This is a genomic window from Methylocystis sp. JR02 (assembly GCF_030063565.1).
GTDB classification, from domain to species: Bacteria; Pseudomonadota; Alphaproteobacteria; order Rhizobiales; family Beijerinckiaceae; genus Methylocystis; species Methylocystis iwaonis.
On the sequence record NZ_JASIRC010000001.1, the window covers coordinates 239,892 to 258,618 of the forward strand.

Annotated in this window: 16 protein-coding genes; 12 read left to right on the forward strand and 4 right to left on the reverse strand. The window is 60.4% G+C overall.

Annotated features, from left to right (window positions below; genetic code table 11):
* The first annotated feature begins 82 nt into the window (after nt 1-82).
* From QNA11_RS01060 to cobS, 10 genes are all read left to right on the forward strand, one after another.
* Nucleotides 83-247, forward strand: coding sequence for a Flp family type IVb pilin (locus QNA11_RS01060; RefSeq protein ID WP_281931341.1), 165 nt, complete (start codon nt 83-85; stop codon nt 245-247).
* A gap of 167 nt (nt 248-414) precedes the next feature.
* Nucleotides 415-921, forward strand: a complete 507-nt coding sequence (locus QNA11_RS01065; RefSeq protein ID WP_283481614.1) for an A24 family peptidase — start codon at nt 415-417, stop codon at nt 919-921.
* Between the two features lie 194 nt (nt 922-1,115).
* Complete coding sequence (gene cpaB, locus QNA11_RS01070) at nt 1,116-1,922, forward strand: Flp pilus assembly protein CpaB (RefSeq protein WP_202072510.1); 807 nt, start codon at nt 1,116-1,118, stop codon at nt 1,920-1,922.
* A gap of 53 nt (nt 1,923-1,975) precedes the next feature.
* Nucleotides 1,976-3,457 carry a type II and III secretion system protein family protein gene (locus QNA11_RS01075; protein ID WP_283481615.1) on the forward strand — a complete coding sequence of 494 codons (1,482 nt, stop codon included), beginning with the start codon at nt 1,976-1,978 and terminating at the stop codon, nt 3,455-3,457.
* 30 nt (nt 3,458-3,487) lie between these two features.
* The gene (locus tag QNA11_RS01080) at nt 3,488-4,255 is read left to right on the forward strand and encodes a CpaD family pilus assembly protein (RefSeq protein WP_283481616.1); all 768 of its coding nucleotides are present in this window, start codon (nt 3,488-3,490) and stop codon (nt 4,253-4,255) included.
* A 2-nt stretch (nt 4,256-4,257) separates the two neighbouring features.
* The gene (locus tag QNA11_RS01085) at nt 4,258-5,508 is read left to right on the forward strand and encodes a CpaE/TadZ family protein (RefSeq protein WP_202072513.1); all 1,251 of its coding nucleotides are present in this window, start codon (nt 4,258-4,260) and stop codon (nt 5,506-5,508) included.
* 43 nt (nt 5,509-5,551) lie between these two features.
* The gene (locus tag QNA11_RS01090; RefSeq protein ID WP_202072514.1) at nt 5,552-6,994 is read left to right on the forward strand and encodes a TadA family conjugal transfer-associated ATPase; all 1,443 of its coding nucleotides are present in this window, start codon (nt 5,552-5,554) and stop codon (nt 6,992-6,994) included.
* Nucleotides 6,995-7,012: 18 nt separating this feature from the next.
* Nucleotides 7,013-7,987 carry a type II secretion system F family protein gene (locus QNA11_RS01095; protein ID WP_283481617.1) on the forward strand — a complete coding sequence of 325 codons (975 nt, stop codon included), beginning with the start codon at nt 7,013-7,015 and terminating at the stop codon, nt 7,985-7,987.
* A gap of 41 nt (nt 7,988-8,028) precedes the next feature.
* On the forward strand, nt 8,029-9,006 hold the full coding sequence (locus QNA11_RS01100) for a type II secretion system F family protein (RefSeq protein ID WP_202072516.1): 978 nt from the start codon (nt 8,029-8,031) through the stop codon (nt 9,004-9,006).
* A 55-nt stretch (nt 9,007-9,061) separates the two neighbouring features.
* Nucleotides 9,062-9,835, forward strand: coding sequence for an adenosylcobinamide-GDP ribazoletransferase (gene cobS, locus QNA11_RS01105; RefSeq protein WP_283481618.1), 774 nt, complete (start codon nt 9,062-9,064; stop codon nt 9,833-9,835).
* 3 nt (nt 9,836-9,838) lie between these two features.
* On the opposite strand, the gene dusA is transcribed toward cobS, so the two are convergent.
* The 3 genes from dusA to QNA11_RS01120 form a co-directional block, all read right to left on the reverse strand.
* Nucleotides 9,839-10,864 carry a tRNA dihydrouridine(20/20a) synthase DusA gene (gene dusA / locus QNA11_RS01110; RefSeq protein ID WP_283481619.1) on the reverse strand — a complete coding sequence of 342 codons (1,026 nt, stop codon included), beginning with the start codon at nt 10,862-10,864 and terminating at the stop codon, nt 9,839-9,841.
* A 368-nt stretch (nt 10,865-11,232) separates the two neighbouring features.
* Nucleotides 11,233-11,478: a hypothetical protein gene (locus QNA11_RS01115; RefSeq protein ID WP_283481620.1), complete on the reverse strand. Its 246-nt coding sequence runs from the start codon at nt 11,476-11,478 to the stop codon at nt 11,233-11,235.
* A gap of 49 nt (nt 11,479-11,527) precedes the next feature.
* Nucleotides 11,528-13,855: a TonB-dependent receptor gene (locus tag QNA11_RS01120; RefSeq protein ID WP_283481621.1), complete on the reverse strand. Its 2,328-nt coding sequence runs from the start codon at nt 13,853-13,855 to the stop codon at nt 11,528-11,530.
* Nucleotides 13,856-14,694: 839 nt separating this feature from the next.
* Here QNA11_RS01120 and fae point away from each other — a divergent pair.
* Entirely contained in the window at nt 14,695-15,204 is a 510-nt protein-coding gene (fae, locus tag QNA11_RS01125) for a formaldehyde-activating enzyme (protein WP_283481622.1), read from the forward strand.
* A gap of 628 nt (nt 15,205-15,832) precedes the next feature.
* Here the strand turns inward: fae and mdoH are convergent.
* Nucleotides 15,833-17,611: a glucans biosynthesis glucosyltransferase MdoH gene (gene mdoH, locus QNA11_RS01130; protein ID WP_283481623.1), complete on the reverse strand. Its 1,779-nt coding sequence runs from the start codon at nt 17,609-17,611 to the stop codon at nt 15,833-15,835.
* Between the two features lie 89 nt (nt 17,612-17,700).
* On the opposite strand from mdoH, the gene QNA11_RS01135 reads away from it, so the two are divergent.
* A complete protein-coding gene (locus QNA11_RS01135) occupies nt 17,701-18,708 on the forward strand; it encodes a zinc-dependent alcohol dehydrogenase (protein ID WP_502867503.1) in 1,008 nt (335 codons plus the stop codon).
* The last annotated feature ends 19 nt before the right edge of the window (nt 18,709-18,727 follow it).

Here is an 18,727-nt window from a genome sequence, read left to right on the forward strand (position 1 = left end):
GGGCGTTAGTTTGCGGACATTCGCTTGAGCCAAGACACACGGAGCGGCTCGACGGATCGTGAACTCAATTCGGAGCAGGAATATGAACCAGATCTTCGCGCGTTTCGTGAGAGACGAATCCGGCGCCACCGCGATCGAATACGGCCTGATTGCGTCGCTCATCGGCATCGCCATCATCGCGGCCATAACGGCCCTCGGCACCAAGCTCTCGGGAACTTTTTCAAAGGTTGCCGGCAACCTGATCTGACCGACCTCCTTCTTATGGAAGCCTGGAGACGGCCCCTCGATGGGGCCGTCCTCGTTTCCAAGCGGATATTTCAGCGCGCCTGCTTAACGGCGGGTTAATCGTTTCATTTTAACTAGCCAACTAGCGCCTTTATGCGCCCTCCCATGCTTTTCCAGGCAGCATCTTAAATGATCGAGTCAGCCGCGCTCATCGTCTTCCCGGCCGCCATGGTCTTTGCGGCCTTCTCCGATCTTTTCACCATGACGATACCCAACCGCGTCTCGCTCATTCTCATCGTCGTCTATTTCGCGCTTGCGGCCTATATCCCGCTTTCCTGGAACGTGATTGCGACGCATGTCTCCTGCGGGCTCGCCGTTCTTGCGCTGACTTTCGTGCTTTTCCAACGCGGCTGGGTCGGCGGCGGCGACGCCAAGCTCGCCTCTGCGACTGCGCTTTGGCTCGGTTGGGAGAATCTGCTCGATTACGGCCTGGTCGCGTCCATCGCCGGCGGCGCGCTCACCCTCGTGATCCTGATGATGCGTTGGAACGAGTTGCCCAGCCGCTTGCTCTCCGTAAAATTCATCGCGCGTCTCGCCGAGAAGACGAACGGCGTGCCTTATGGAATTGCGTTGGCGATCGCCGGTCTGCTCATCTATCCGCAGACGGGCCTCTGGAGCCGCCTCGGCGGGCTCTGACCGACCGCGACCCCGCGCGGGAACGATAATGAAAAGCAACTTCACAATCTGCCGAAGGTAGGGCAGATCGTTGGCGGGCGCGGCGGCACCTTATGAAAATACATTACTTGTAAGAACTAATTAACCCTAATTTGACTTTTCTGCGCTTGAATTTCGATCGACCGCCGTGTGGCGGGGCGTTGGATTCGGGCACGATGAATAAAGCACAAATGGCAGTTCTGGGCGTTGCGGTCGCCGCTGGCGGCGCTGCGTTCTTGATGATGAACACATCCAGCCCGCCGCCCTCGCCCGTAGAGGTCGCAGCGCCTCAGCCGCCGGTCAATGTCGATCAGGTGCTCGTCGCCGCCCGTGATCTTCCTTACGGCACGGAGATCGCCGACGCCGACACGAATTGGGTCGATTGGCCGTCCGCAGCCCTTCCGCCGGGGGCGCTGACGAAGAGCACGGCGCCGAACGCCAAAGAGGACGTGAAGTCCTCATACGTGCGCATCCCGATTTCCGCGAATGAGCCAGTGCGTAAGGAACGCTTGGTCAAGGGCGTTACCGCCGGCCTGATGTCGACCATGGTGTCGCCGGGCAAACGCGCTGTCGCCATCGATGTGACGCTCAACAACACGGCGGGCGGATTCATCCTTCCCAACGATCGCGTCGACGTCATCCGCACGTACCGCGATGCGGAGGCCACGAAAGATCTCGGGCATGAGGTCTATGGCTCCGAGGTCGTTCTTTCGAATGTGCGCGTCCTCGCGATGGGGCAGACGATCGAGAAAAAAGGCGCGGAGCCCGTTGTGACCGGTTCGACCGCCACTCTCGAGCTCGATCCCCGTCAAGCCGAGCTCATCGTTCTCGCCCAGCGCACCGGACAGCTCGTCCTTTCCCTGCGACCCATCACCGACGCGATCGCAAAGGATGCCTCCGCCGAGGCGCCCAATGACGGTTCCGGCGAGGACACGCTGACCGTCGTCAAGCATGGCGTACCCGCAAACCTTCGAACGAAGTGAGCGCCTCGATGCGATCCGCGACCCTGTTTCCCCCGTTTTTTCGAAGGCCGCCCATGAGCCGTTTGACGCATAATCTGATCGGCGCGGCCGTGGCGGCGCTTGCGATCGCCGCCGCGGTGACCGCGCCGGCCAAGGCGCAGGGGCCGCTCCCCGGCGGAATCGAAGCGGACGCCAGCGCGACGCTTGCGCGACGCATCATGATGGGCGTCGGCAAATCCATGATCGTCGATTTGCCGCGCGACGTCTCCGAAGTGATCATCGGCAATCCGAAGGTCGCCGACGCTGTCGTTCGCACCCCGCGCAAGCTTTATTTGATCGGCGGCGAGAACGGTCAGACAACTGTTATCGGACTCGATGCGAATGGGCGGCAGGTCGCCAATCTCGAAATCAGCGTCGGCCGCGACGTCGGCGAATTGATGCCGCTTCTGAGAGCCGCGCTGCCGAAATCGAACATCATCGCCCGCACGGTCAATGACGTCATTATCCTCACCGGCAATGTCAGCTCCGCTGGCGAGGCTCAGCGCGCGGTGGACATCGCCAAGGGCTTCGCCTCGCGAGTCATGAATTCCGCGGGCGCGGGGGGCGCAGCTTCGACCAGCGCGCAGGGCGGCGCCGCGGGCGCCGACGGATATGTCGTCAACGCTATGACGATTCGCGGCGAAGAACAGGTGATGCTGAAGGTCACGGTCGCGGAAGTCGACCGAAACATCATCAAGCAGCTCGGTTTCTCTCCGCAGTCTGGCGGCGATCTGTTGTTGAACGGCGGCTGGGGCAAATTCGTCCAGGAAAATCCCTTCGCCGTGAACGGGGGATTGAGCGCCACTGCGCTCACGATCAACGGTCCCAACAACACGGCCGCGACGCTAAAGGCTTTCGAGCGATACGGCGTTTCGCGCGTGCTCGCTGAACCAACGGTCACGGCCATTTCGGGCGAGCAGGCGAAGATGCTTGTCGGCGGCGAAATCCCCGTGCCAGGTTCCTGCGGCGCGACGTCGAGCGGCTTCTGCGTGAATCCAGGCATCGTGTTCAAGCCATATGGCGTCTCGTTGAACTTCATTCCGGTCGTTCTATCCGAGGGCCGCATCTCCTTGCGCCTGTCGACCGAAGTCACCGAGGTCGACAAGCAGAATTCCTACACTTACGCCAATGTGACCGTTCCCGGCTTCAAGAGCCGCAAGAACGAAACGACGGTCGAACTTCCCTCGGGGGGCTCGATCGCCACGGCGGGATTGCTCACGCATACGACCCAGCAAGCGATCAACGGCGTTCCGGGTCTGCTCAATCTGCCGATTCTCGGCTCCTTGTTCAGATCGCGCGATTATCAGCGCAACGAGTCGGAGCTGCTCATCATCGTCACGCCCTATGCGGCGCGAGCGCTCACGCAACAGGAGATTTCGCGGCCTGATGACGGCTTCGCGGACGCTTCGGACCCGCAGGCGTGGTTGCTGGGGCGCGTGAACCGCATCTATTCGACCCGCAGCAATCCGCAAATGATGCAGAACTTCAAAGGTCGTATCGGATTCATTCACGACTGACGCGCGCGACGGCCGCGAAGGATGAGAAATATGCCCACGCAAATGCAGATAGCGGAGCCGCTCGGCGTCTTCGCACAGAAAACCAGGCCCCGAACGCGACGTCTTGCCAGAGTTTTGGCCGCGGCTCTCCTGGCGCCGCTCGGAGCCTGCGGCGTCCAGAGAACTCTGCCGCCGCCCGCGACGCCTCACGACTATCATGATCGCCACCCGGTCGTGCTGAGCGACGCGCCGCAGGTGCTCGATGTGTTCCCATCGTCTTTTCGCGGGCGCATCGACAACGACACGCAGGGACGCCTCAATGAGTTTGTGGCGCGTTACAGGGAATTTGGCCACGGCCAGATCACCATGTTGACCCCGGTTGGAAGCCCGGCTGCTGCGGCGAGCGCCGCGGAGGCGAATGCCGTGCGCCGTGCGCTTGCCTATGCCGGAATTGGCGGAAACATCATCGGCGGCACGTATCCGGTGACCGATCCCAAGCTCGCTGCGCCCATTCGTCTGTCTTTCCAATCCTTGAAGGCGAAAGTGGCTGGTCGCTGTGGCGAATGGCCGAGGGACCTTGCCTCCGGCTCGTCCGTCGACGGCTGGGAGAATCAGACCTATTGGAATTTTGGCTGCGCCTCGCAGGCGACGCTGTCCGCGCAGGTCGCCGATCCGCGTGATCTTGCAAATCCGCGCGGCGAAACGCCGTCCGACATCGAGCTGCGCATGCGCAATATCAACAAAATGCGTCGCGGCGAAGAACCGAGCACGATGTGGCGGCTCAAGGCGAGCGACATCAGCCAGGTCGGGGGAAGCTAATCATGTCCGACAAACACGGCGAACGCGACGCTGCGGTTCAGATCGCGCCGGTTCCACGGATTTCGGTGCAGGGATTCTGCGAGTCTCAGGACGTCGCGCAGGTCATCGAAAACGCGGCCACAGACCGGCGCATGAGCAAGGCGCATGTGAAGGTTCACATGGGCGGGATTGCCGCGGCCGTCGAAGCCTATCGTACCGCCCCGACGCCTAATCTCATCGTCCTCGAGACCTATGCGGATCGGACGGTGCTGATGGAGCAGCTCGATAGTCTGGCCGAGTTTTGCGACTCGGGGACCAAGGTCATGGTGATCGGCCATGAAAACGACATCGCGCTCTATCGCGAGCTGACGGCGCGCGGCGTCAGCGATTATGTCGTCGCGCCGCTCGACGTTCTCACTTTCATCGGGCAGGTGTCTCACCTTTATAATGGTCCGCACGCCGAGGTGATCGGCAAATTGATCGCGGTGGTCGGCGCCAAGGGCGGCGTCGGCGCTTCGACGATCTGCCACAACCTTGCCTGGTCGATCTCGCGCCAGCTCGAGTGCCAGACGGTGATCGTCGATCTCGATCTGCCGTTCGGCACAGCGGGTCTTGATTTCAACCAGGACCCGCCGCAGGGCGTCGCGGACGCAGTCTTCTCGCCGGAGCGATTGGACACGGCTTTCGTCGATCGCCTCCTGTCGAAATGCAGCGACACCCTCAGCATTCTTGCCGCGCCGGCGACAGTGGAGCGACTTTACGATCTTCAGGAACAGGCTTTCGACGCGACGCTCGACATTCTACGCTCCACGACGCCTTGCTCCATTTTGGATGTCCCCCACCAATGGTCTGCCTGGACAAAGCGCGTCCTGGTCGCGGCCGACGAGGTGGTTCTGGTCGCTTCCCCCGATCTTGCCAATTTGCGAAACGCGAAGACGCTGATGGATGCGCTTCGCGCCCAGCGCGTCAACGATCCGGCGCCTCGGCTCGTGCTCAACATGGTCGGCGTGCCGCGCCGCCCGGAAATTGCCATTCCGGAGTTTGCAAAAGCGATCGAGGTCGAGCCCGTCGGAGTCGTGCCATTCGAGCCGAAGCTGTTCGGGACCGCGGCGAATAACGGCCAGATGCTCGCGGAGGTGGAGGCGGGCTCCAAGATCGTCGAAGCGCTCGACGACATCGCGCGGCAATTGATGGGGCGCGTCGTGGTGCGGCGCGCCAAGAAGACTCTGCTTTCGCCGCTCCTCGATCATTTCGTGCGTAAGAAGGCGAGCTGAAGACCGTCGCAGCATCTACCGCATCGGCCAGGGATAATCGGCAATGTTCGGAAAGCGTACGAGTGTCGGCGATATGGCGCATCGGCCCCGGGGACCGGCTGCAGCGACCATGGTCAAGCCGCAACTGCCTTTGCCTGTGGCGCCGAGTTACGAGCCAGCGGTCCCGGCGCCGGCGCCAGCGCCCGAGCAAAAGAAGTCCGAAGAATATTATCTGACGAAAAGCGTCATCTTCGGCGCGCTGATCGAGGCGATCGACCTCGCGCAGCTCTCGAAGCTCGACCCCGAGAACGCCCGCGAAGAAATTCGCGACATCGTCAACGAAATCGTCGCCATCAAAAATGTCGTGATGTCGATCGCCGAGCAGGAGGAGCTGCTCGACGATATCTGTAACGACGTTCTCGGATATGGCCCGCTCGAGCCTTTGCTCGCGCGCGACGATATTGCGGACATCATGGTCAATGGCGCGTTCAAGACCTATATCGAAGTCGGCGGCAAGATTCAGCTTACGAACATTCGCTTCCGGGACAATGCGCAACTGATGAACATCTGTCAGCGCATCGTGTCCCAGGTCGGTCGTCGCGTCGACGAGGCGTCGCCGATCTGTGACGCGCGTCTGCTCGACGGCTCGCGCGTCAATGTGATTGCGCCGCCGCTTGCGATCGATGGTCCGGCGCTCACCATTCGTAAGTTCAAGAAGGACAAGCTGACCCTCGACCAGCTAATGCGCTTTGGCGCGATTTCGCCGGAGGGCGGCGAGGTGCTCAAGATTATCGGCCGCGTTCGCTGCAACGTGCTCATCTCTGGCGGCACCGGCTCGGGTAAAACGACTCTGTTGAACTGCCTTACCAATTACATCGACGTCGACGAGCGGGTCATTACCTGTGAGGACGCAGCGGAGCTGCAACTCCAACAACCGCACGTCGTGCGTCTTGAAACGCGACCGCCGAACCTCGAGGGGCAGGGCGCGGTGACGATGCGCGATTTAGTCAAGAACTGCCTGCGTATGCGTCCGGAACGCATCATCGTGGGCGAGGTGCGCGGACCGGAGGCTTTCGATCTGTTGCAGGCGATGAACACCGGCCACGACGGCTCGATGGGGACGCTCCACGCCAACTCGCCGCGCGAAGCGCTCGGCCGCCTCGAGTCGATGATCACCATGGGCGGTTTCGCGCTGCCGGGGAAAACCATCCGGGACATGATCGTGTCGTCGATCGACGTAATCATTCAGGCCGCCCGCCTGCGCGACGGCTCTCGCCGGATCACACACATTAGTGAAGTTCTCGGGCTCGAAGGCGATGTCGTGACCATGCAGGATCTCTTTGTTTACGAGATCCTCGGCGAGGATGCGAATGGGAAGATCGTCGGCCGGCACCGTTCGACCGGCATCGGCCGTCCAAGATTCTGGGAACGTGCGCGCTACTATGGCGAAGACGAGCGTCTCGCTGCAGCGCTCGACGCCGCGGATGTGGGCGATCTGGAAAAATAAAAGGTCGAGGGCTAGGGTATGGATCGGCAGATTATTGTCGTGGCGTTGATCGTGCTCGCTGTTGCGGCGCTGATGTACGTCTTCGTCTATCCCTATCTCTCGGGCGACATCAAAGCCCAGAAGCGCCAAGCGGCGCTGATGACTGGTCCCGCCGAACGGTCGAGCAATGCGAGAGGCGGCGATCCGGCGAAGCGTCGCAAAGCCATCGCGGATAGCCTGAAGGAAGTCGAGGAAAAGAACAAAAAGCAGCGGGTCACGCTCGAGCAGAGCATCGCTCAAGCGGGTTTGACCTGGTCCAAGGAGGCCTTTCTCGGGGCCTCGGTGGGGTTCGGGCTGTTTATTGGATTCCTCATATTCGTCGTCAACGGCGACATGCTGGTGGCGTTAGGCGCCGCTGCGGTCGGCATGTTCGGATTGCCGAACTGGATTCTGTCTTTCTTACGCAAGCGTCGTATCGCAAAGTTCATCGACGAATTTCCGGGCGCCATCGAAGTGATCATCCGCGGCGTCAAGGCTGGCTTGCCGGTCGGCGACTGCTTTCGCGTGATCGCTGCGGAAGGGCAGGAGCCTGTGCGCGGCGAATTCAAACGTATCGTCGAATCGCAGGCGATCGGCCTTTCGATCGGCGAAGCGTCCGAGCGCTTCGCCGAGCGCGTTCCGGTGCCCGAGGTTTCGTTCTTTTCCATCGTGATCAACATTCAGCAGAAATCCGGCGGCAATCTTTCCGAAGCTTTGTCCAATCTTTCGGCGGTTCTTCGTGACCGCAAAAAGATGAAGGGAAAGGTGCAGGCGATGTCCTCCGAAGCAAAGGCGTCCGCCGGCATCATCGGCAGTCTGCCTTTCCTCGTCGGCGGCGCAGTGTTTTTCACCACCCCCTCCTACATGATGATCCTGTTCACCTCGACGCTCGGCAAGATCATTATCGCCGGATGCCTTTTGTGGATGGCGATCGGCGTGTTCATCATGCGTAAGATGATCAACTTCGACATATAGAAATACTGGACGGTAAAGGCGGGGTTGGCGAGGCCGGCGAAATGGACGAGCTAGTAGAGAAGATCACAAACACGCATTTCGTGGTCAGCGCATTGACCGCGATTGCCGTGATCGCGACGATCATAACGCTGGCTATGCCGCTGTTGAGCGACGACTCCCTCGCCAAGCGAATGAAAAGCGTCTCCAGCGAGCGCGAGAGAATTCGTCAGCGTGAACGCGCGCTCGCAAAAAGCCAGCAGCAGGTCAAGGGGCTTCGCCACGAGTCGAAGACCTATATGAAGAATATCGTCGAGAAATTTTCGCTGTCGACATGGCTGAACACGGAGGACGCGAAAATGAAGCTCGCATCGGCGGGCTTCCGTGGGCCGCAGGCGGAAATCGCTTTTCTGTTCTTCCGATTGGTGACGCCGATCGGATTTTTCCTTGCTGCGCTTCTCTGGGTCGTTGTTTTCAGCGACCCTGAGACGGGCATGCTGTTCAAGGCCGGCGCCGTGATCGCCGCGACCTATCTCGGCATCAAGGCGCCCGAAGTGTTCATCAGCAATACGATCGCCAACCGTCAGCAGTCGATGCAAAGGGCCTTTCCGGACGCCCTCGATTTGATGCTGATCTGCGTCGAATCAGGCATGTCGATCGAGCATGCGTTTCGCAAGGTCGGCCAGGAGATCGGCGTTCAGTCGCTTCCGCTCGCCGAGGAGTTCGCGTTGGCGACGGCCGAGCTTTCTTATCTTCCCGACCGGCGCACCGCCTATATCAATCTTGCGGCGCGCACGGGCCTCGACGGCGTGAAGCAGATCTCGACCGTTCTGATCCAAGCCGAGAAATATGGCACGCCGCTCGGTCAGGCGCTGCGCATCACGGCGCAGGAAAGCCGCGACAATCGCCTGATGGAGGCCGAGAAGAAAGCCGCAGCCTTGCCGCCCAAGCTGACCGTGCCGATGATCATCTTCTTTCTGCCGGTGCTGATGGTTGTCGTGCTGGCGCCCGCCGCCATTCAGGTGATGCAGACCACCGGTTGACGTTCGACAACGTGAGGCGCTCGACAAAGCGCGGCGCCTCGTCCATGAAGCCCTCATGGTCTCGACCTTTGCCCGCGATATTCGCGCTTGTCTGCGGTTCTATTCCCGTCTTCCGGTTCCGCCGGGAGACGACGGCCATGCGATGCCTGATTTCGCGCGTGTGAGCTGGGCGGCGCCTCTGGCGGGCGGCGTCATCGGCGCGATCGGCGCCGGCGTCGTCTTGATCGGGGGCTTTTTGCATCTGCCGAGCTTCGTCGTTGCGGCCTGTGCAGTGGGCGCGCTGACTTTGGCGACGGGCGGGTTGCATGAGGACGGTCTCGCGGATCTCGCCGATGGTTTCGGCGGCGGCGCAACGCGTGAACAGAAACTCGCCATCATGCGCGACAGTCGCCTCGGCGCCTATGGCGCGCTCGCGCTCTGCCTCACGGCGCTGCTGCGCGTCGCGGCGGTGGCGGCGACGTTCGAGAGAAGCGTTCTGCTGGCGGCTCTCGCCATCGTCTCGGCGTCGGCGCTCTCGCGGGCCGTGGGGCTCGTTCCGATGATGATGCTTCTGCCCGCACGCGGCGACGGCGCCGGCGCGTCGGCTCCGACGCCGTCGCCCTCGGCCATGCGTCTGGCGCTCATCATCGGCGGCGTGATCGCGCTTGCGCCATGGCTTTGCGGCGCCTCTTTGGCGCAGACGGTCGTCGCGCAAACGGCCGCGATGGCGGGGGCGCTCGGCGTGTCGAATCTGGCCCGGCGGCAGATTGGCGGCTATACGGGCGACGTGCTGGGCGCATCGCAACAGGTTGCAGAAATCGCGCTGCTCATCGCTATTTCGGCGGCTTGAAAATCAGGCCGCGGCGTCGCGCACTCGCGCCATGGCGCTTCTGACTTCAGAAACAGCGCCGGCCAAGACCTCGACGCCGGCTCCCGGCCGCACGGCTTCCAGCGCCAGGCGTCGGCGGAAGGCGCGGGCGCCGGGAAGACCGGTGAAAAGACCGAGCATGTGGCGGGTCATATTCGACAGCTTTTCTCCTTTGCCGAGCTCGCGCTCGATGTAGGGGATATAGGCGTCGACGGCCGCGAACATATCCGGATAGGGCGCGTCCTCCTGGAAGAGCTCGGGATCGACTCGCAGGAGGAGGCCTGGGTCGTGATACGCGGCGCGGCCGATCATCACGCCATCCATTCTCTCGAGCTGCGCGTGCATCTGGGGAAAAGTGGTCAATCCGCCATTGATCGCCATGGGCGTCTGGGGGAATGCGCGCTTGAGCTTGTGCACGAGGGCGTAATCGAGCGGCGGAACGTCGCGGTTCTCTTTGGGTGAGAGCCCCTTGAGCCAGGCTTTGCGCGCATGGACGACGAGCGCGTCGACGCCTGCCTCGATGCAGTGTTGCGCCATCGCGAAGAGCGCGGGCTCTGGTTCCTGGTCGTCGACGCCAATGCGGCATTTCACGGTCACTGGCGCGGCGATGACGTCTTTCATCGCCTTCACGCAATCGGCGACGAGGGCAGGGCGCAGCATGAGGCAGGCGCCGAAGGCTCCGTTCTGCACGCGATCGGATGGGCACCCGACGTTGAGATTGACCTCGCAATAGCCGAAGTCTTCGACAATCTTCGCCGCGCGCGCCAGCTCCGCCGGATCGGAGCCGCCGAGCTGAAAGGCGACCGGCTGCTCGAAGGGGTCGAAACGCATGAGGCGCGCGCGATCGCCATGGATGACGGCGCCGGTCGTCAGCATTTCGGTGTAAAGGCGCGCGCGGCGCGTCAGCAGCCGATGGAAGAAGCGGCAATGGCGATCCGTCCATTCCATCATCGGCGCGACAGAGAAGCGGATGTCGCTGTTTTTAATTGTTTTTTGTTTTGCTTCAGTCACTTGTCTCTCTCGGAAATCATCCGATTTGTTCCGGTTTTATTCCGATTCTGCATCATTTTGAGCCCCAGGCTACAGCATTGCTGTAACTTTGGGCTCATGCTGTAAATGGGAACCATCATTCCGCGAAGGCGCAAGGACGGCTCGACTGGCTATATGGCCCAAATCTCGATGTGACGCGACGGCCATGTGCATCCTGAGACAAAGACCTTCGATCGCAATCAGGCCGCATCAGCGTGGCTCGAAAAGCGCGAGCGCGAGCTTGAGAGGACGGGCGCCATAGATCTTGACCGCAAAATTCACATTTTGCCCGAGGTCATCCGTGGCGGAGCGGCCACTAGCTGGCCATCTGAGAAGCCGAAAATGGATCTTCAATGGTGGTGTCCCCCGCCACCGCTCAGGCCGGGGCCGTTAGTCGCGTCTTCCTCGGTAGGCAATTGCCCGACGCGCTTGAGGAACGCCGCATGTTGTTCCGGCGTGTGATGAGCGTGAACGCCGCCGAGCTTGGTGTAGACGGCGGGATCCAGCGAATTGGCGGGGTTGGCCGAGCTGGTGGAATTGCAGCCCGACATAGCAGGCAGACTAGCGAGCGAGAAGATGAGCGTTCGTATTTTCACTGCGTTTTCTCCTCAAAAGATGGCGCGTCGGAGCCGCGGCAGGTCTGGCTTAAAACGTAATCGACGAGGTGACGCCGAAAGTTCGCGGTCCCTGAGTTGAGATGCCCACTGTTGTCGGGGCCGTAGAGCTTCCTTGAGCCCACGTCGTCCAGGGACGATTGTTGAAAAGGTTCTTGCCCCATAGGGTCAAACTGTATTTGCGATCATCCGTGCGCACGCCAAGGCCGGCGTCGAACATCACATAGGCGCTCTGCCAATATTGGATCAAGGAAAGGGGGTTCGTATATTGCGCCTTGCTGAACCAAGCCGCGTTTGCATAAATGAATCCGTTCAGCGGCTTGCCTTTCCAATCGGTCGAACTCGCGAAAGCGCCGCCAAGCGGGCGCTCGTAGTTGAATCCGCCATTGATTTGCCACCAGGGCAAGCCGGTGATGCGCGTATTGCTGAGGGACATCGTCGAAGGCCCCCCTTTGTAGCTCCAATCCGGCGGCGCGGGCGCGTCCTTGTAGTTGACGTAGCGCGCTTCCGTATATGCCCCCGAGAGGTTTAGAGCGAGTCCCTCGAAGGGGATCCAGCGTTGCACGAACTCGACGCCCCGAAGCCGCACATGAGGCGCATTGCCAAGATAGGTCACATTCGATGTGACGCCATTGCTGTCAGCATAGGTTTTCTGCTGGCTGATCTGGAAGTCATAGAGGTCGTTCCAATACAAGTTGACGTTGGATATCAGCGAGCCGTCGAACCAGTTCGTTTTTGCCCCGATCTCATAGTCCCATGAGGTTTCGGGCTTATTGAACGGGGGTTTGAAGCCCTGCGCAACGCCGCCGATGTAAATTGGCGTGTTCTGAGTGTTTACAGCCGGCTGCTTGTCCCCGCGCCCAAGCAGGCCGTAAAGCAAAATGTTCTCGTTGAGCTGATACTGCGGATTGATAATTCCGATGACGCCATTGTGATGGTTCGTTGCGCCGCCTGTGTCGGACCAACCATATCCACCCGACGCCGAGACGAGAGCGGCGTCCTGCTGGAGAACGCTGTAGGGCACGCCATAGAAATAATTCGGGCGAAATTTATTCGAGCTGTAGCGGATATCGTAGCTGTCGCGCAGGCCGAACGTGATCGACGCCTGCTCGTCGATGTGCCAGGTTCCTTGCCCATAAGCCGCGATTTGGAAATCCCCCGCATTGTTGAGCCACCAGGTTGTGAGACCGGGCAACGCCGCCGGCCTCCCGAGCCAAGCCGCCGAGTCGACGCCGAAGGTTTCGTGGTGCATGCGATCCTGCGCGATCTCATAATAACCGTAAAGGCCAGTCGTCCATTCGAAATCCTGTTCCTTGGGCGACGACAGCCGCAGCTCTTGCGAACTCTGCAACACATAAGTGTCCATGCCGCCGGAGCCGAACCCGAGCTGCAGCAATTGGTTATCGGAGAACCCGTTGTTGCGGAACGAACCGTAGCCGATCGCAGAGATCGAGGTCAGCATATTGTCGCCGAACTGGTAGTTCAGCTCGTTCGAGAGCATCAGCACATGCGTGGGGTCGCGACCGTTTCGCGCGATGTAAGGCGTATTCGGGTCGATGGTCCAGATGGGCTTTTTGAGCTTCGACCATACCTGCTGAAAGAATGTCGGCGTGAGTCGTGCGCCATTGGCATATATCAGGCTCGTATCGCCGATCGTTCCGGTGAGATAATCATTGTGCTCATTCGACGCATTGTAGATGAAACTGACACGGTCGCTCCATCCGTCGCCGACGCCGAGAAGCTGAAAGTGCAGTCCGAGACGATTCGTGTCGAGATAGGTCGATCCGGTTTTCGCGTCCTTGATCCAGCCGTCGCCACGATCGAGATAAACAGAGGCGCGATAGGCGAGCTGATCTTCAATGAGCGTGCCCGTAGAGTTGAATGTCTGCTTGAAGTGATTGTAGTTCCCGTAAGTCGTCCGCACCGTGGTCTTCGGCTCGAATGAGGGCGGCTGAGTATGAAATATTATAGAACCGACGTTCGTGTTTTTGCCGCCGGCAGTGCCGGTCGGGCCGAGAAGAAGCTCGACCGAGTTCAGATCCACGAGGTCGCCCCATTGGAAGCCGGCGAAGCTCCAATAGACGTTATCGACAATATATCCGGTGTCGGACGGCGAGCCGGTCCCTGCTGACCCCGCCGCGACGCCGACGCCTCTGATCGCCATACGCGACTGGCGGGGCTGCGCGATGTTCGGACGATAATTTGGCACCCGCCTCGAGAGGTCGGTCACATTGTCGACCTGCTGCTCTTCGATCGTCGTCCCCGTGACGACGCTGCCGGAGCGCGGGGTTCGCGTCAGCACTTTCTCCTGTAGTTTTTCACCGGCGCCATTGGGGCCGCTCACCTGGATATCGTTCACATGCAATGTTTCATTCGGCGCCTCGCTCGGATTTTGAGCGCCTGAGTGTTGGGATGGCGTCGATTTTGGGGATTGAGCGAGCGCTTCATTACGCGGGATGCTTATCGACAAGCTGACCAGGATTGACGCCAGAGATGCTCCAGAGAACAGGCGCGATCTAATAGAAACTTGCCCCACCATGTCGGACCCTCTCGTTAACACCCGGATGCGCATCGAGCGCGGGTTCAGCATTGTCCATATAAATATATAAAATAGGTAGAGTTTATAGGTCAATCGAATTTGAAGAGGTTGGCGTTCAGCCACGGTTGGTGGGGTGAGCCGAGTGGCGGCTGACGGTGTCGGTGCAATTCATCTATATGATTATAAAACGATTGTTGCGTTGTGTTGTTAGTCATGGCGGCCTTCGGGTAGATGCGCGCCGAACAGCCTGACCAGCTCAAGTGGCTGTCTGCTGCTGTTATTAAGCTATTTGTATGGTATGGTTATGGCCAACCAGGCGCCATCGGTTCTTCGGGCCAGCCAGCCAGGCGGCCGCCATTCTCTGATGCCGACGCGCACTCAATGAGTTCAAAGAAAGCGCGGCGCGTGCGACATCTTTTGGAAGGGAATAACGCGACCGCTTTCAATCAACGTGGCATGACGGTTTCGAGCCCCGAGCGCCAGATTCTGAAATGCGCCAAGGGCCATCGCTTATCCTCACGCGCCGACTGCTCTGTGCTGCAGCAACGCCTCCGGATCGATCCGGCTAATAAGCCACTTGTTCGGTAGGATATATGGAGTAGTATGCTTGTGCGGGTTCTTCCTAAACCCGCGGAGATCCCGACGAATAGGAAAGACACATGGCGAAGATCACAAAGCTTCTGGTCGGCGAGTCGCTGGTGGGCGAAGGCAATGAAGTCGCGCATATCGATCTGATCATCGGGCCGCGCGGCTCGGCGGCGGAACTGGCTTTCGCCAATGCGCTTGTCAACAATAAGGATGGCTTCACGACCCTGCTCGCGGTTATCGCGCCGAATCTTCTGGCGAAACCGAATACCATCCTCTTCAACAAGGTGACGATCAAGGGCGCAAAGCAAGCCGTCCAGCTCTTTGGTCCCGCCCAGCATGGCGTCGCAAAAGCTGTCGCGGACTCGGTCGCCGAAGGCGTCATTCCTGTCGAGGAGGCCGACGATCTCTTCATTTCGGTCGGCGTCTTCATCCATTGGGAAGCCAACGACGACAAGAAGATTCAAGACTACAACTATCAGGCTACGAAGGAGGCCATCGCGCGCGCCGTCGCAGGCGAACCCAAAGCGTCCGACGTCGTCGCCAGCCGCAACGAGGTAAAGCATCCTTTCGCCGCGAACTGACCACCCCGCGGCGCCGGGCGACTGCCGGTGTTCTCCAAGCTGGCAGTCGCCCAACATCCGAGACAATAATGCCACGACGCGCGCGGCGCTGCTCGCCCGGCGGGGGGCGCGCTTTATCATTTCAACCATCACGAATTGGAAAGTCGGCGATAGAGGCGAGGTGACGCATGTCTACGCCTAGGCGTCTCTTCTTCGCCGCATCATCATTCTTAGCCGCTGCCCCGGTCGCCGCCGAGAGCCCTGGGCTGGCTGTCGCCTATGTTCGAAGTGATCGCGCCCTATCAGCGTCATGCTAGACGGCTCGCAGGGCCGAGCCCGCCTATCGCGGTTGCGGAGATCAAAGCGACACGAGAAACGCCAAAGCGATGCCACGATCATTGCCCACCCAAGCGACAATGGCTTCGGTAAGCATATAGACAAGAAGGACTGCCGAAGCCGCAAATCCCGCCGTCGCCATTATTTGCCGAGTTAAAGATGGCGGCTCGGGGCAGTGTCGGTGGGCGGCCGCCATCCAAATCACAGTGCCTCGGGAATGGCTTGAACGATCGTTTGGTCTCATGCCCGGCATCCCCGTCGGCGGCCTCATCAGCATAAACATACCAAAATAGTAGGAAATAAAAAGCCTTTTCTATTCGGCAGGAGCTGAAGCTTCGGACCGTTCCGGAGCCCCATCCAGATCGAGAGCCGGCTCAGGATCATCGACGAGTTCTTCGGGGATGGAAAACAATCCAGTTCGGACAAAGAAAGCGCCAAGGCTTGTGGAGGCCGTGACCATCGCAAAAGGCACAGCCGCCACATAGCCAAGCGTGACTGGCAAAGACCAAAGCAGGAGTGTCGGCGCTAGATGCGCCCCAACGGCAAATAATACGACGCCGAACAGCGTATGCGGCCAAAATGCCCGCGTTGCATCGCTGAATGATAGACCATAAGCGTCTCGCCGTTGTCCGCTCCAGTCGTATGAATGCCCGAAAGGCAAGGCAATCAGGAGAAAGCTAACATTCAATGACGTTACAGCACCGATGACGAAGGAGCTGAAAGTCTCGACGACGGCCGCCAGAAGGAATCGAAACGCCCCGCCATAGCGCCTCAGACCTCCGCTTCCGCGCGTCATGGCGACATCCAAGAAACCGGCAAGTTTCGGGGCAAAATGCAACGTCAGAAACAAGGCGTAAAACGCTTTCAAAGACCCACCCGGGAATTCATCGGCTGCTCCGGCCGCTGCGACTGGCGCAAGCAATATAATTGCTGCCCAGGCGGGAGCTCCGATGAACATGCTGACCGCCCAAAAGAGCTGGAAACGACTCACCGGCAGAAGGCCGCGCAATCCCCAGAGACGGACATATTGCATATTGCCTCTGCACCATCGCAATTCGCGCGTGACGAAATCAAGAAGGGTCGGCGGGTTTTCCTCGAAGCTGCCGCCTTCAATCGGCAGCACGCGCACTTCAAATCCTGCGCGGCGCATGAAGGCGGCTTCGATCTGATCGTGGGACAGAATATTGCCGCCGTTCTTCAGCTTCGGCAGCTCACAGTAACGGGTAAAGGGCGCGACCCGCACTACAGCGTTGTGCCCCCAATAGGGCCCGCAATCGGCGCCCCACCAGCTCGCGCCCATCGTGTAGCTTCGCATGCCGTGACGCATGCCGAACTGGAAAATTCGCGCGAAAGCCGAGCGTGACGGCGCGCCGACGACGAGGCTTTGAAGAATGCCGATAGCAGGATAGGCCTCGCAGATTCGCAACATCAGCAGGATTGTCTCGCCATCCATGAGGCTGTCAGCATCGAGGGGGATCATGAATTCGAAGGCGGCGCCAAAGCGCTCGCAGAAATCACGGATGTTTCCCGCCTTGTAACCGAGGTTTTGAAGGCGACGTCGATAATGCAACCGATCGGCGTGGACGCCGGAATCGGCGCGCCATGCCGCAAACGCTTCCTCTTCCCGCAAGATAATTGACGGCTCACAGCTATCGCTGAGTATGAACCAATCAAACAGGTCTCCGCTTCCCGTGCGGTCAACGCTCGCCTTCACAGCGCGCAAACGCATGATCGCTCTGTTGGCGTCCTCATTGCGGATCGTCATCAGCACGGCGACGCGCTTCTTCAAAGGCCGTCCATTCCGTGAAGCTGTCAGAAATGGCGCAGCCTCTAACAACCCGTCGCGACGCAGGTGGAGGAGCCAATAACCGAGCACGGCGTTGCAAGCGCCAAGAACGGTCCACGGCGCCGCAACTGCGAAAGCTGTCAGAATTGCCAGTTTGGGGGCGTCCCATCCGCCGTGGGACAGGATCCATCCAAGCCAGAGCAGAAGCCCCACATAGACGATCAAATTGAGCACAGCGACAAATAGACGGCGCGGAAAGAGTTCTAAGGGGCTTTGGAGCCTGGCGGGAGTGTCCTGTACAACCATGCGATTTCCTACTGGATGAAGCGGATACGTGCTGGCAAGACTGGCGGGGTTCGGCTAGATTTAGCTGTACAGTAACAATTGAGTGCGCGATGGTCGAGGGCATTCCCTACTCACAAAGTCGGAAAAGTGCGAGAGCCTTGTGGGCTGAAGAAGCGCGGGTCGCGCGGATTCGCGCCGCGCCGATACGCGCCCCCGGCCCAGACGAGGCCCTCGTCGCGACCCTATGGAGCGGCATCAGCCGAGGCACGGAGCGTCTGGTTTTCGAAGGCCGCGTTCCGCCTTCCGAATATGACCGCATGCGCGCGCCGATGCAGGAGGGCAATTTTCCTTTTCCGGTGAAATACGGCTATTGCGCCGTCGGCCAGGTGGAAGAGGGCCCGGCGGATTGGCTCGGCAAGATCGTGTTCTGCCTGCATCCGCACCAAGACCGCTTCGTCGCGCCGACTGCAATGCTGCGACCCGTGCCGGCTTCAACGCCGGCGCGACGCGCAACGCTTGCTGCGAACATGGAAACGGCGCTGAACGCCATCTGGGACTCGGGCGCAGGGCCGGGCGATCGCATCATTGTCATTGGCGCCGGCGTTCTCGGCCTGTTGATTTCGGCCGTCGCCGCGCGGCTTCCGGGCGCGGAGGTTAGCGTTGTGGATGTCGAGCCGTCGCGCGAAGGCATTGCGAGCCGCCTTGGCGCCACGTTTATCTCGCCGAACCAGCTACGCGACTCGAAAATACAGGCGGATGTCGTCTTTCACACGAGTGCGAGCGCGCAAGGCTTGGCGCTCGCGCTCGAAAGCGCGGGGCTCGAGGCGGCGGTCGTGGAGGTGAGCTGGTTTGGCGCCGCCGCGCCTGCGATTCCGCTTGGCGCGGCCTTTCACGCGAACCGGCTGCGCCTCCTTTCTTCACAAGTCGGTCAGGTCTCGCCCTCACGTCGCCCGCGCTGGTCTTACGCGCGCCGGCTCGATAAGGCGCTGGAGCTGCTCGCCGACCCCCGCTTCGACGATCTCCTCAGCAGGGAAATCGCATTCGAGGATCTGCCCCAAGAGCTGCCGTCAATCCTGGCGCCCGACGCGAAGGGGCTTGGCGCCGTCGTGCGCTACTGAAAATTCAACCCACCTTTGG

Coding starts and splice junctions, on each gene's coding strand:
- QNA11_RS01060 (WP_281931341.1), top strand. CDS start 83: ATGAACCAGATCTTCGCGCGTTTCGTGAGAGACGAATCCGGCGCCACC.
- QNA11_RS01065 (WP_283481614.1), top strand. CDS start 415: ATGATCGAGTCAGCCGCGCTCATCGTCTTCCCGGCCGCCATGGTCTTT.
- cpaB (WP_202072510.1), top strand. CDS start 1,116: ATGAATAAAGCACAAATGGCAGTTCTGGGCGTTGCGGTCGCCGCTGGC.
- QNA11_RS01075 (WP_283481615.1), top strand. CDS start 1,976: ATGAGCCGTTTGACGCATAATCTGATCGGCGCGGCCGTGGCGGCGCTT.
- QNA11_RS01080 (WP_283481616.1), top strand. CDS start 3,488: ATGCCCACGCAAATGCAGATAGCGGAGCCGCTCGGCGTCTTCGCACAG.
- QNA11_RS01085 (WP_202072513.1), top strand. CDS start 4,258: ATGTCCGACAAACACGGCGAACGCGACGCTGCGGTTCAGATCGCGCCG.
- QNA11_RS01090 (WP_202072514.1), top strand. CDS start 5,552: ATGTTCGGAAAGCGTACGAGTGTCGGCGATATGGCGCATCGGCCCCGG.
- QNA11_RS01095 (WP_283481617.1), top strand. CDS start 7,013: ATGGATCGGCAGATTATTGTCGTGGCGTTGATCGTGCTCGCTGTTGCG.
- QNA11_RS01100 (WP_202072516.1), top strand. CDS start 8,029: ATGGACGAGCTAGTAGAGAAGATCACAAACACGCATTTCGTGGTCAGC.
- cobS (WP_283481618.1), top strand. CDS start 9,062: ATGGTCTCGACCTTTGCCCGCGATATTCGCGCTTGTCTGCGGTTCTAT.
- fae (WP_283481622.1), top strand. CDS start 14,695: ATGGCGAAGATCACAAAGCTTCTGGTCGGCGAGTCGCTGGTGGGCGAA.
- mdoH (WP_283481623.1), bottom strand. CDS start 17,611: ATGGTTGTACAGGACACTCCCGCCAGGCTCCAAAGCCCCTTAGAACTC.
- QNA11_RS01135 (WP_502867503.1), top strand. CDS start 17,701: ATGGTCGAGGGCATTCCCTACTCACAAAGTCGGAAAAGTGCGAGAGCC.